The 11,617-nt window shown below is 57.9% G+C and carries 13 protein-coding genes and 1 pseudogene (1 of these 14 running past the window's edge); 6 read left to right on the forward strand and 8 right to left on the reverse strand.

What is annotated here, in order from left to right; all coding sequences use genetic code 11:
- Positions 1-3 precede the first annotated feature (3 nt).
- The 4 genes from cyoC to K5Y35_RS12885 all read left to right on the forward strand — a co-directional run bounded on the left by cyoC (position 4) and on the right by K5Y35_RS12885 (position 2,604).
- Positions 4-627, forward strand: a complete 624-nt coding sequence (gene cyoC, locus K5Y35_RS12870) for a cytochrome o ubiquinol oxidase subunit III (RefSeq protein ID WP_007916943.1) — start codon at positions 4-6, stop codon at positions 625-627.
- Positions 627-962, forward strand: coding sequence for a cytochrome o ubiquinol oxidase subunit IV (cyoD, locus tag K5Y35_RS12875; protein ID WP_007916940.1), 336 nt, complete (start codon positions 627-629; stop codon positions 960-962). Before cyoC ends, cyoD begins: the two co-directional genes overlap by 1 nt.
- Before the next feature lie 11 nt (positions 963-973).
- Entirely contained in the window at positions 974-1,861 is an 888-nt protein-coding gene (cyoE, locus tag K5Y35_RS12880) for a heme o synthase (RefSeq protein ID WP_007916939.1), read from the forward strand.
- A 251-nt stretch (positions 1,862-2,112) separates the two neighbouring features.
- The gene (locus K5Y35_RS12885; RefSeq protein ID WP_222834332.1) at positions 2,113-2,604 is read left to right on the forward strand and encodes a RidA family protein; all 492 of its coding nucleotides are present in this window, start codon (positions 2,113-2,115) and stop codon (positions 2,602-2,604) included.
- 302 nt (positions 2,605-2,906) lie between these two features.
- Here the strand turns inward: K5Y35_RS12885 and K5Y35_RS12890 are convergent, their stop codons facing one another.
- From K5Y35_RS12890 to K5Y35_RS12900, 3 genes are all read right to left on the reverse strand, one after another.
- Positions 2,907-3,608, reverse strand: coding sequence for a hypothetical protein (locus K5Y35_RS12890; protein WP_123463191.1), 702 nt, complete (start codon positions 3,606-3,608; stop codon positions 2,907-2,909).
- Positions 3,609-3,743: 135 nt separating this feature from the next.
- Complete coding sequence (locus tag K5Y35_RS12895) at positions 3,744-4,148, reverse strand: GNAT family N-acetyltransferase (protein ID WP_222834333.1); 405 nt, start codon at positions 4,146-4,148, stop codon at positions 3,744-3,746.
- 54 nt (positions 4,149-4,202) lie between these two features.
- Entirely contained in the window at positions 4,203-5,108 is a 906-nt protein-coding gene (locus tag K5Y35_RS12900) for a LysR family transcriptional regulator (RefSeq protein WP_222834334.1), read from the reverse strand.
- Positions 5,109-5,210: 102 nt separating this feature from the next.
- On the opposite strand from K5Y35_RS12900, the gene K5Y35_RS12905 reads away from it, so the two are divergent.
- Positions 5,211-6,383, forward strand: a complete 1,173-nt coding sequence (locus K5Y35_RS12905; RefSeq protein WP_222834335.1) for an aspartate aminotransferase family protein — start codon at positions 5,211-5,213, stop codon at positions 6,381-6,383.
- 124 nt (positions 6,384-6,507) lie between these two features.
- On the opposite strand, the gene K5Y35_RS12910 is transcribed toward K5Y35_RS12905, so the two are convergent.
- The 3 genes from K5Y35_RS12910 to K5Y35_RS12920 all read right to left on the reverse strand — a co-directional run bounded on the left by K5Y35_RS12910 (position 6,508) and on the right by K5Y35_RS12920 (position 9,705).
- A complete protein-coding gene (locus K5Y35_RS12910; protein ID WP_222834336.1) occupies positions 6,508-8,427 on the reverse strand; it encodes an alkaline phosphatase D family protein in 1,920 nt (639 codons plus the stop codon).
- Positions 8,428-8,499: 72 nt separating this feature from the next.
- Positions 8,500-9,240, reverse strand: a complete 741-nt coding sequence (locus K5Y35_RS12915) for a hypothetical protein (protein WP_222834337.1) — start codon at positions 9,238-9,240, stop codon at positions 8,500-8,502.
- Positions 9,241-9,339: 99 nt separating this feature from the next.
- Entirely contained in the window at positions 9,340-9,705 is a 366-nt protein-coding gene (locus tag K5Y35_RS12920; RefSeq protein ID WP_128614994.1) for a hypothetical protein, read from the reverse strand.
- Between the two features lie 118 nt (positions 9,706-9,823).
- Here K5Y35_RS12920 and K5Y35_RS12925 point away from each other — a divergent pair, with 118 nt between their 5' ends.
- Positions 9,824-10,579, forward strand: coding sequence for a hypothetical protein (locus K5Y35_RS12925; RefSeq protein ID WP_222834338.1), 756 nt, complete (start codon positions 9,824-9,826; stop codon positions 10,577-10,579).
- Between the two features lie 34 nt (positions 10,580-10,613).
- Here the strand turns inward: K5Y35_RS12925 and K5Y35_RS12930 are convergent, their stop codons facing one another.
- Positions 10,614-10,943 carry a hypothetical protein gene (locus K5Y35_RS12930; protein ID WP_222834339.1) on the reverse strand — a complete coding sequence of 110 codons (330 nt, stop codon included), beginning with the start codon at positions 10,941-10,943 and terminating at the stop codon, positions 10,614-10,616.
- A 444-nt stretch (positions 10,944-11,387) separates the two neighbouring features.
- Positions 11,388-11,617 (reverse strand): annotated as a pseudogene (locus tag K5Y35_RS12935) (helix-turn-helix domain-containing protein); its annotated part runs 83 nt beyond the window's last position; the annotation flags it as partial.

An 11,617-nucleotide genomic window follows, 5' to 3' on the forward strand; every position in this document is an offset into this window, starting at 1 on the left:
ACCATGTCGAATTTAGTGACCAATGTTGGACACGCCCATGGTGACCATGGGCACGATGACCATCACCACGACTCGGGCGAGATGACCGTATACGGTTTCTGGCTCTACCTGATGACCGACTGCATTCTGTTTGCGTCGATCTTCGCGGTGTACGCAGTACTGGTAAACAACGTAGCCGGTGGCCCGTCGGGCCACGACATCTTCGAACTGCCATACGTGCTGGGCGAAACCGCTCTGCTGTTGTTCAGTTCGATCACCTACGGCTTCGCCATGCTGGCGTTGTACAAAGGCAAGAAGCAGGCGGTACTGGGTTGGTTGTTCATGACCTTCCTGCTGGGCGCAGGCTTTATCGCCATGGAGATCAACGAGTTCCACCTGCTGATCTCCGAGGGCTTCGGTCCTAGCCGTTCGGGCTTCCTGTCCGCGTTCTTCACCCTGGTCGGTACCCACGGTCTGCACGTATCCGCAGGTCTGATCTGGATGGGCATCATGATGTACCAGGTCAACAAGCACGGCCTGACGGCGACCAACAAGACCCGTCTGAGCTGCCTGAGCCTGTTCTGGCACTTCCTGGACGTGGTGTGGATCTGCGTATTCACCGTTGTTTACCTGATGGGGACTCTGTAATGGCTAATGCACACTCCCATGACAGCCATGATGCTGGCCACGGCAGCGTAAAGTCGTACGCCATTGGCTTCATCCTGTCGGTGATCCTGACCGTCATACCGTTCGGCCTGGTGATGTACCCGAGCCTGCCGAAGGCCACCACGCTGGCAATCGTTCTGCTGTTCGCAGTGATCCAGGTGATCGTTCACCTGTATTACTTCCTGCACCTGGACCGTTCCATTGCTCAGCGTAACAACGTGATTGCATTCGTCTTTACGGCGATCGTGATCGTGCTGCTGGTTGGCCTGTCGCTGTGGATCATGTTCAGCATCCACACGTACATGATGGCGAAGTGAGGTAAGACCCGATGTCGCTCAAGCACTTTATCCAAATCACCAAACCGGGGATCATTTTCGGTAACGTGCTTTCTGTGGCAGGCGGGTTCTTCCTGGCCTCGAAAGGGCATGTCGATCTGGCGGTGTTTCTGGCAGCCATGATCGGCACCTCCCTGGTTGTAGCGTCCGGTTGCGTGTTCAACAACTGCATCGACCGCGACATCGACCTGAAGATGGAACGCACTAAAAACCGGGTACTGGTGCAGGGCTTGATCTCCCTGAAACTGGCCCTGGTTTACGCGACCATCCTTGGTGTTCTCGGCGTTGCGTTGTTGTACAAGGTAGCCAACCCGTTGGCCGCGCTGTTCGCGGTCATCGGCTTTATCATCTACGTCGGCTTCTACAGCCTGTACCTCAAGCGCAAGTCGGTTCACGGCACGCTGGTGGGCAGTCTGTCGGGCGCCATGCCGCCAGTGATCGGTTACGTCGCCGTAACCAACAGCTTCGACATGGCCGCGCTGACGTTGCTGGTGATGTTCAGCCTGTGGCAGATGCCGCATTCCTACGCCATCGCGATCTTCCGCTTCAACGATTACCTGGCCGCATCGATTCCGGTGCTGCCCGTTAAGCGCGGGATTCAAGTGGCCAAGAAGCACATCCTGCTCTACATCCTGGCGTTCCTCGTAGCGACCTTGATGCTGACCTTCAGCGGTTACGCCGGCATGAGCTACCTCGCCGTTGCCGCGGCCATGGGCATGTACTGGCTGTACATGGCCTGGACCGGCTACAAGGCAGTGGATGACACGGTCTGGGCACGCAAGCTGTTCGTGTTCTCGATCTTCACCATCACTGCGTTGAGCGTCATGATGTCCCTGGACTTCAAGGTGCCCGCAGAGCTGCTGCTGACGTACGCGCCGTAAGGTTTCGAGGCTTCAAGAAAAACCCCGCACATTGAGAGATGTGCGGGGTTTTTTGTTGGGTGGATTATGCTGATTTGATGTGCCGCCAATGGCCGCAACGCAACAAGCGCTTCAGGCAGGCAGGTTGCGGTATCGCCGCAAACCTCCTAGATTTGGATCCAGCCATGTCAGTGATAGCGCCATGCCATTCCCTCGGCGCTCAACTGTTTTACTCCGCGATATTTCACGCATAGATCAAGAGGCTGGGCGAAATGACTGAGAGGATGACCTGTGATGAACGCTTCATCGCCCTGGCCCAAGAGCTGAACTACGACATTTATGGCGAGAACACCGCCGGTGGCAATTACGCGCCGCTGATCCGTCATCATGATGAGCTTTACATCAGCGGTATGGTGCCGCGCACTAACGGCAAGATTCAGTACCTGGGGCGTGTCGGCCTGGAGTTGACCCTCAAGGATGCGCAGGCCGCCGCCAGCATCAGTGCGATGCGCTGCCTGGCGCTGATCGTTGATGCGGTGGGTTCGCTGGACAAGATCAAGGCGTTGTTGCGAGTCACCGTGTACGTGAAGTCGACGCCGGACTTTGTTGACCTTAGCGAAGTGGCCAACGGCGCGTCGGACGTGTTCAGCCATGTGCTCGGCGATGCCGGCCGGCACACGCGCAGCACGGTCGGTGTGTATCAGTTGCCGAAGAACGCGGCGATTGAAGTGGACATGATTGTAGCGTTGCATCCGTCGGCTTGAAGGTGATTTGGCAGCTTGCCCTCACCCTGACCCTCCCGAAACGTCGGACCGCCCGGACGGGGAGGGGACTGACCGAGGCGTCTTGCGCTATACATCGACCTGAGAGATCGAGTCGATAGCGGATTCCGCACAGTACGTTCATTTCGATGCGTCGCTTCAATATCTCCCGATCGGCTCCCTCTCCCTTGGGAGAGGGCTGGGGTGAGGGGCTGGGATTTACGCCATTCCACTAACGCCCGCCGAAAACCAAAAAGCCCCGCCTGAATATCAGCGCGGGGCTTTTCCGTACAGCAGCTGCGCGATTACTGCGCGGCGATGCTGTAGCCATCGAACGCGGTCTGCTGTTGCAGCGCGGTGATGATGTTCTTGCGGTTTACCGCCTGCTCGGTGCCGGCGTTGTCGAGGAACGTTTCGCTTTCCAGTTCCGCTTCTTCGCCTTCACCGACGAAGGTGAAACCGAGGAATTCCAGCGCTGCACGGTCAACGTTCAGGCGCGAACGCGGAGTGCGCAACGGCAGCGTTACGCTCATACCGTCCTTGCTGATGGTGAAGATTTCGACTTCTTTCTTCTTGGCCGCTTTGCTCTTGCCACCGCTCGGGTTACTGATCGCCTGATGAGTCTGGTTCAGCACTTTCAGCGCCAGGCCATAAACGATTTCCTGAAACGCCGGATCGTCCTTGAAGCTGGACAGGATGCGGCCGATCGAGAACTTGCTGCTCAGGTCTTCCAGGGCGGCGATGTCGGCGGCTTCGGCGTCTTTCAGGCGCTTGAGTTCGCCCATCAGCTCGTAGGCCTTGTCGTCATCGAAGCTGTCGTGCGCTTGACGGATCGCGGCGCGCAGTTCGCGGATCTGGTCGCTTTCGCGGGTGGACTGGAATGCATCCAGCACCATCTCGCTGATGATTTTGGCTTGTGGGAGGTGTTGTGAAAGATTGATGGAGTTTTCGTATTCCGCTTTGGACGATTCGGTGACTACGGATTCAGCGGTGTTGAAATCGGACATTGAAATTTCACTACTTTTTTAACTTGAGTGGAGATGAGAAAGCGCGAGGTCTTTTTCAGGCCGGTTAATTTAGGGGAGCGGGGCGGTGTTGTCACGGAACAACGGTCTGCCGGTCGAGTTTTTTCCCGGCTCGTGCTATTTCCGGCGCGGCCGTTCCATGGCAATCACCGAGGTCTCGAAACCCAGGCTGGCGAAAAAAGTCTCAGCGCCTTCGCGCCCGGCACGCAGCACCCACGTGATACCCGGGTTGTCGCCCATGATGTGCTCGACCAGTGCGCGGCCAATCCCTGCACGCCGATGCTGCTCATCGACCACCACCATCGACAGGTAGCCGTTGGACAAGCCATCGGTGATCCCGCGAGCGAAACCGATGATGCGCTCACCCTGGACGGCGACGGCGGTGCGCTGAGAGTGCTCGATCAACTGGGCGAAGTGTTCAGCTGAGCCGGTGCGATGGCCCCAGCCATGCTGCCCGAGAAACTGCTGCACCGATTGCGTTTCGGCGGGCTGCAAATCGCGTACGTTGAGTGTGTTGTTCATCTGCTGTTCGGGTCCTTGTCAGCGATTCTTCATGGTGGGCTGGTGCAAGTGACGTCAGGATTTACCCCAGCGCAGCATGACAAACTCTACGAAACGACGCAGTTTCGGCAAGCGATAGCGATCCGGTGCGTAGAGCAGATGCATCGGTCGGCTGGGTGGCTGGAAATCGGCGATCACTTTTATCAGGCGGCCTTCGCGCAGGTCTTGTTCCACCAGCGCATCCGGCAACATCACGATGCCCATGCCGGTGCGGGCAGCCTGATGCAGCCCGGCGGAACTGTTGATCAGCATCGGCCCGCTGACGTCGACCATGATCTCCCCGTCGGGGCCGCTGAGGCGCCAACGTTTTTCCACTGATTGCCAGTCATCACCGGCGGGATAGGCGAACGACAGGCAATCGTGATGCTGCAAGTCTTCCGGCGTTTTCGGCATGCCGCGCCGGGCGACATATTGCGGCGACGCGCACGCGGTCAGGGTGTAGTCGATCAAGGGCCGGGCGATCAGGTTGGACTGCTCGAAATTGCCGAGCCGAAACGCCACATCGAGACCGCTCTCCAGTAGGTCGGGACGGCTGTTGGTCAGCACCACATCGAGTTTGACCTGTGGGTACAGCAAGGAAAACTCACTGAGCGCCGGCGCCAGCCGTTCAACGCCGAACGTCAGCGGCGCGGTGAGGCGCAGCATGCCCCGGGGTTGATCGAGGGTCTGTTCGGCCAGGCGTTCGGAGTCGGCGACCAACCCCAATACTTCCAGGCAGCGCTGGTAATAAACACTGCCAAATTCGGTAAGCCGTTGTCGCCGGGTGGTGCGTTGCAGCAGTTGCACGCCGAGCCGTTGCTCCAGCGCCCGCAGGTGATTGCCGACCATGGTCGTTGACATGTCGCACTGCAACGCGGCTGCCGTCATGCTCCCGGCTTCAACGACTTTGACGTAAACATTCATCGACTGGAACAGGTCCATTATAAAGCCCTGCTTTTAAATGAAAGAAGTTTTGCCGAGTTTATCCAGTTCTGGTGGCTAACCATACTGCAGACACACCGACCTGCACTGGAGTTTGAAGTCATGACCGCCGCCCTGATGAACACTTACCAACCGCTGGCCTTGAGTTTCACCAAGGGCCTGGGCACTCGCCTGTGGGATCAGGCCGGTCGTGAATATCTCGATGCCGTCGCTGGCGTTGCGGTGACCAACGTTGGCCATTCGCATCCGCGTATTGTCGCTGCCATCAGCGAGCAGGCAGGGCTGCTGTTGCACACGTCGAACCTGTACAGCATCGACTGGCAGCAGCAACTGGCGAAGCGGCTGACCGGGTTGTCGGGGATGGATCGGGCGTTCTTCAACAACTCCGGTGCTGAAGCCAACGAAACCGCACTGAAACTGGCGCGTTTGTACGGCTGGCGCAAAGGCATCGAACAGCCGCTGGTGGTGGTCATGGCCAACGCGTTTCATGGCCGCACGCTGGGCACCTTGTCGGCCAGCGATGGCCCGGCGGTGCGCCTGGGTTTCAACGAACTTCCGGGGGATTTCATCAAAGTGCCGTTCGGTGACCTGGTGGCGCTGGAGCAGGTGCAGCAAAAGCATGGCGAGCGGATCGTTGCGATTCTCGTCGAGCCGATTCAAGGCGAAAGCGGCGTACAACTGGCTCCACCCGGTTACCTGAAAGCCCTGCGTGACCTGTGCAGCCGGCGCGCCTGGCTGCTGATGCTCGACGAAATCCAGACTGGCATCGGCCGCACCGGCCGGTGGTTCGCGTTCCAGCATGAAGACATCGTTCCGGATGTGATGACCCTGGCCAAGGGGCTGGGCAATGGCGTACCGATCGGCGCCTGCCTGGCACGGGGCAAGGCGGCGGATCTGTTCACGCCCGGCAGTCATGGCAGTACGTTCGGTGGCAATCCGCTGGCTTGCCGGGTCGGTTGCACGGTGCTGGATATCATCGAAGAACAGGGGCTGCTGGAAAACGCGCGGATTCAGGGGGATCGCCTGTTGACTCGCCTGCGCGCAGAACTGGCAGACAATCCGAATGTACTGGCGATTCGTGGGCATGGCTTGATGATCGGTATCGAGTTGAAACAGCCGGTGCGTGATCTGACGCTGATTGCCGCACGGGATCATGGGTTGCTGATCAACGTCACGCGTGGCAAGACGATACGGTTGCTGCCACCGCTGACGATTGATGAGCGCGAGGTGGGGATGATTGTCAGAGGTGTGGGGCTTGCTGTAACCGCGCACTGACAGGCAACCGATGACACCTGTGGGAGCGCGCCTGCTCGCGATGGCGGTGGGTCAGTCGATACTTATATTGAATGATCAATCGCATGCGCGAGCAGGCTCGCCCACATTGGAAAAATGCGAGGCGCTAATCAGGATAATCCGTCAACTCCGGCGCCAGCATCCGCGTCTTCTCCGCCCCATTTGAATTGTGCTGAATGATCTCGCTCGGCTGCCCCTGTTCATTGAAAAACACCTGCCCGATCCCCGCCGAGTTCCACAAGCGTTCACCGGCCTCTGCATGTTCGGGCCTGTACGGCACGATGCGCATGCGTCGGCGTTTGGTAAACCAGTTGAGTGGCGAGCGCGGCGAGTAGAGCCAGCGATTGAGCCGGTCGAACCACTCCAGCAAGGTTTTCGGAAACTCGTTCTTGATCCCGCTGCTGGTGATCTGCCAGATCCGCGGACCGGCCTTGCGGTGCCGGATCAGCACTTCGTAGACGAAGGAATAATGCACATCGCCGGACAGCACCACGTAGTTACCGGGGGTACGCGAGTGTCGGAAAATATTCAGGATCACCTGTGCGGCGCCGCGATGGGCCATCCAGTTTTCCGCGTCCACCAGCAGCGGGTAACCGCACCAGCTGAACAGCTTCTGCACGGTTTCAATCAGCTTCACGCCGAAGATCGGCGCCGGTGAAACGATGATCGCCGACGGGTGATCGAGCAACGCCTGCTGCAACTCGCTCAAGGCTTCCCAGTCAAGCAAGCCCGACGGTTGCTTGAGCGCCATTTCACTGCGCCAGCGGCGGGTGCGGGTGTCGATGACCAGCAGCGCCGGACTGCTCGGCAATACGAAATGCCAATTCTGAAAACGCAGCAGGTCATCAATCAGCGCGTCCTGTACCGGGCTGTCGAGGTACTGATCATCGCCGCTGGCGCTCAGGCATCCGGTTTTCTCCAGGACATCCTTGAAGGCATCAGGGTTATTGCCCCAGCCCTGGCACAACATATACGCGATCAAGGCGTTACCGATGATGCGTTTGGAGAACGGATGGCCGTAGGCCGTTTCCTCCCATTGCGCGGACAGGTTCCAGTCATCGGTGATGTCGTGATCGTCGAAAATCATCAGGCTTGGCAGGTGCGCCAACGCCCGGGCGACATTGCCCAAGCCGGCCTTGAAGCCAATGATGCGAGTCTGTTCGAGGGTATAGCGCTTGAGCCGTGCAGGCGTCAGTTCGGGCGTTTGCGGATTGATCAGCGTCCAGGCCGTCGGCGACCACACCAGCAAGTACATCGCCATGACCTCGGCGAAAGTCACCAGATGATTGTCGGCACTGCTGCTGGTGAAAATCGGCTTACGCGCGCCACCGAAAAATCGCTCACGCAAGGTCTCGTTGCTTTCCAGCGCCGGTAACAAATCCGCGCGGTGGTAGTAACTGGCTGGGTGTTCGTAAAGCCTGGCGCTGTCGCTGACGACGGCGCCTTCGAGGTGTTCATCGTACAGGCCAAGGCGTTCGATCAAGGCGTGGATCGCCCGCAGCATCGGGCCGGCAACGTCGTCGGCGTAGACCTGGTCACCGCTCATCATCAACAGTGCCGGGCGTTGTTGCGGATCGGTTTCGTCTGCCAGCAATTGGTCGACACACAGCAAGCCATCGGTTGCCGGGTGATGCGGCTTGCGACAGGACCCGTGCAGCAGTTGGTCGATCCGCGAGCGCAGGACGAAGTTCGGGCTCGTCGCATCGCCGTACAGCAGATGCGGCGCCCAGTCGGCGATACCGGCTGTGTGGTCGATCAGCAGGTCATAGTCGATACGCGTATCGCCGGGCAGGGCGCTATCGAGAGGAACATCAATCAGATGAACAAATGCTTTGCGACCGACAGGAATGACCGTGCATTTCCCGGCGTCGAGAGGGATATCTCCTACACCTTGCAGGCGCAAGGTCAGCGACAGTTGTCGGCTGCCCACCAGCCATAGCACCAGTCGCGTCGGTTCCAGCCGTCGCAGCAGCGGGCCGGCCAAGACGGGAGGCAGCGGATTCAGTTCAGCAAGTGTCAGGGACATTCCGGGGCAAAGCTCAAGGCGCACAAGCCGGCGATGATAGCGCAGCCGGCGCCTTGAACCCTTAAATGAGGCTTAAGACTCGATCTTCTTCAACTTCAGACTGAGCAGGCGCCACGCGGCCTTGTCAGTGTCTTTACTGTCCACTTGTTGAACCGAGCAGTCGAAACCGTAGCTGACGTTGTCGCCCAACATGTTGCGAGCGCTGACGGTGCTGCTGATGGTGTAGGTCTGATCCTTGAACCGCTGGCTGCTCGCGCTCTTCGCACTGGCGATCGCGGTCGACGCGGAAAAGCGCATGGCGCTCTTGATGAAGGGTTCGCAAATCATGAACGCCATCAGGGACCGGTCCGCGTTCGGATGAGTGCCGGCCAATCGGCGCGAAACGGCAAAGTCGTTGTGCACGTTGTCCTTGAAGTCCTTCTCCAGCAGTGACGCGGGCAGGCGTTTGCTGTAGTTCGGCAGAAGGGCGGACTCGGGCGGAGAAGGCTCGTTCTGTGGTTCGCTGGCGACGTAGGTCGCAAGATTGTCGGAATCGGCAGGGGTCGATGCGATCACCGGTACAGGCTCCATTGACCTTTCTACTTCCGGCATGAGTGCTGCCGCGGCGCGCTCTGTTTCGCGGCTATCGGTTTGCACCGGTGCCAATGGAAACACCGAAAACGTAATCGACAGTACGACCATTGCCACGATGAAACCGCCCGCTGCACCAACAATATTGCCGTAGAAGATATTCCAGCTACCGCGGTTCTTAACCACCCAGCGCCACATGAAACCCCAAGCCGCGACAAACGCCAGAAAACGCAGAAACTCCATTCGATCCTTTCCTTAATACTTCGAAACCTGAAATCAACGCACGCCCGAAGTGAACGCTGACGATGGGCGGCAAGATAGCAAAACAGTCACGCCGTCCGATCATGTGTTGGGGAAATAATTCACAGCAAGCAGCAGCAAGGTCGTCATGCCGGCGGCGAAGCCACAAACCGCGCCCAGCAACTGACGCGCAACCGGATGTTCGGGTTGGCGGCGATTGGCAATCCACAACCAAACCCCCGCCAGAACACCCGCGCTTGTGATGAACACCACCAGACTGCGATTGAGGTTTGGTGTCGCCATCGACGTACCAATGACTGCGCCGTAAATCAGCGTGAACACAATACCGGTCACCACGCTACTTCCGGCGCCAGCAAGGTTGGCAAGTAACAAGTTCCACTCACCCCGTTGTTTCACCACCCACATCCAGGTTCCGGCCATCACTGCCAAGCACAACAAAGCATCCATTGGTTTATTCCCGAGTGCGCGATTATTGAGGCGGTTGAGATGCCTCCTGCGAAGTGGACGGCAAGATAGCAAAATAGTAGCTTTGCGCCACTTTCTTCAACAACGTAACGGACTACGCATGCCGATTGTTTCTTCTGTCTCGCGCCTGCTCGGCGCATTCCTCTTCGCCATCGTAATGACCCCGGCGTTTGCCGGCTGGGATGAAACCCCGGAGGTCGCCTGGAAAGGATACCTCTCCGATTGTCAGGGTTTTCAGCAAGTAGTGAACAACGTTCAAAACGGGGTCATGACGACCAGGCAAGCGTTGAACCGCGTCGACAGCTTGAATCACACTCTTTACGTCCATCGCGATCACCTCGCCCAGGCAAACCTTGCCTCTCCCGAATATGCCCGTTGCGAAAACGTCATTGCGCAAGCGTTCGAGATCCGGAACAAGGAAGAGGAGGTCCTGGTTGCAGAGCTTCAACAGCAATACTTCAAAGATCAGGCCGAGCACCAGGAGTCTCCGGAATACAAGCGCGCCCGCGCCCTGGGCTTTAGCGACGTCGGCGGACTTGGCAAGCTCAAAGAGCTCGCCGAGGATTCGGAAACGGATGGCGAAGACTACCTGAAGACCCTGATGATCACGGTCGACTGGGGCTGCGGCCGACATTTCCGCGCCGTGCAGTACGTCAAACCTTATGTGATCTACACCGCCCATCCCGATGAGGGCAACTGCGCCATCTATAAAGGGGTGGCGGTGCTGGGCGGAGAAATGGTAGAGAGGGGAGACACCATCGATCAGGACGCGGTTTTTCAATACGTGGGATGGAAGAAGCTGGAAGGGCCAGATGGGTTTCCCATCGACATTCGAGTGGTAAAGGTACTGAAGTAATCCGAAGGGATGTTTCTTCAGATCGCGCGTCTGTTTAGAGAATTTCCTTCAAATAACCCTTGAGCGCGAGGAGCGGCTGATCGAGTTGCTCCAGCGATTGCGCCTGACTGAAATCGGCTGACAGCTTGTGCAGCTCACGCCCCAGCGGTTTCTCGACACCGCCCAACGCATTCATCGCCAACCCCAGGCACTCGTTCAGCTTGAATTGGATGGTCTGGATATCGCGACGTTTCACCAGCAACTCGAACACGTCTTTCTGGTAATCCCCCATGACCATGTCATCTCGCAGAATCGGGCTCAGGCCTTCTTCCTCATAAGCGAGTTTGAGGGAGAACAGGGCGACGGTTTCCAGTGACGTTTCCATGCAATGAATCCTTTGAGATGTCCTGTTGGTGAAACAGAGGAAGATCAAAAGATCGCAGCCTTCGGCAGCTCCTATAAAAGCAGCCACTTTCCAGCAGACGAAAAAAAGGCCTTGCCAGGCAAGACCTTTCTTAATTGGTGCCCGAGGGGCGACCCGAAACTAACATTGGTTACTTGATTTGTATAGATTCAATTTTATGCGCATCTTTTTGTGCGCGTGAATTTGTCAAAACTGTTTAGAGCAGGTTTGACAGTCAGAACTCGAACGAAAGTCGCGTTCCTGCGCAAATTTCAGACCCGGCTGATTCACCGTTTATTGGCAGATCTTACGTAGCGACGCAGACTTCAAAACAGTGTCTGGGTTTTTACACAGTCCAGGCCAATAGCTGCCCCTTGGCGAGAGGCAGCTTACGACGATGAACTCAACGACGATCGATCCAAACCAACCGAACGCCCGCCTGAATGCCCGGGAAAATGCTTCGGGGCTTTCGAAGCCCGCACTGAGCGCGGCTTCCAGTACCGAGTAATCCGCGAGGGAGGACAGGCCATGCACTGCGCGTCGTAGCCGCATCAACTGTACATAACCTGAAACAGGCACGCCCACGAAGGTGGTGAATTGTCGATGGCAGTGAAACGCCGAAAAGTTCGCCACTTGGCTCAACGTCTTCGCACAAG

The sequence above is a fragment of the Pseudomonas sp. SC3(2021) genome (genome assembly GCF_019856535.1).
GTDB lineage: Bacteria > Pseudomonadota > Gammaproteobacteria > Pseudomonadales > Pseudomonadaceae > Aquipseudomonas > Aquipseudomonas monsensis.

Coding starts and splice junctions, on each gene's coding strand:
- K5Y35_RS12900 (WP_222834334.1), bottom strand. CDS start 5,108: ATGGACCTGTTCCAGTCGATGAATGTTTACGTCAAAGTCGTTGAAGCC.
- cyoC (WP_007916943.1), top strand. CDS start 4: ATGTCGAATTTAGTGACCAATGTTGGACACGCCCATGGTGACCATGGG.
- K5Y35_RS12915 (WP_222834337.1), bottom strand. CDS start 9,240: ATGGAGTTTCTGCGTTTTCTGGCGTTTGTCGCGGCTTGGGGTTTCATG.
- cyoE (WP_007916939.1), top strand. CDS start 974: ATGTCGCTCAAGCACTTTATCCAAATCACCAAACCGGGGATCATTTTC.
- K5Y35_RS12890 (WP_123463191.1), bottom strand. CDS start 3,608: ATGTCCGATTTCAACACCGCTGAATCCGTAGTCACCGAATCGTCCAAA.
- K5Y35_RS12910 (WP_222834336.1), bottom strand. CDS start 8,427: ATGTCCCTGACACTTGCTGAACTGAATCCGCTGCCTCCCGTCTTGGCC.
- K5Y35_RS12885 (WP_222834332.1), top strand. CDS start 2,113: ATGACTGAGAGGATGACCTGTGATGAACGCTTCATCGCCCTGGCCCAA.
- cyoD (WP_007916940.1), top strand. CDS start 627: ATGGCTAATGCACACTCCCATGACAGCCATGATGCTGGCCACGGCAGC.
- K5Y35_RS12930 (WP_222834339.1), bottom strand. CDS start 10,943: ATGGAAACGTCACTGGAAACCGTCGCCCTGTTCTCCCTCAAACTCGCT.
- K5Y35_RS12925 (WP_222834338.1), top strand. CDS start 9,824: ATGCCGATTGTTTCTTCTGTCTCGCGCCTGCTCGGCGCATTCCTCTTC.
- K5Y35_RS12895 (WP_222834333.1), bottom strand. CDS start 4,148: ATGAACAACACACTCAACGTACGCGATTTGCAGCCCGCCGAAACGCAA.
- K5Y35_RS12905 (WP_222834335.1), top strand. CDS start 5,211: ATGACCGCCGCCCTGATGAACACTTACCAACCGCTGGCCTTGAGTTTC.
- K5Y35_RS12920 (WP_128614994.1), bottom strand. CDS start 9,705: ATGGATGCTTTGTTGTGCTTGGCAGTGATGGCCGGAACCTGGATGTGG.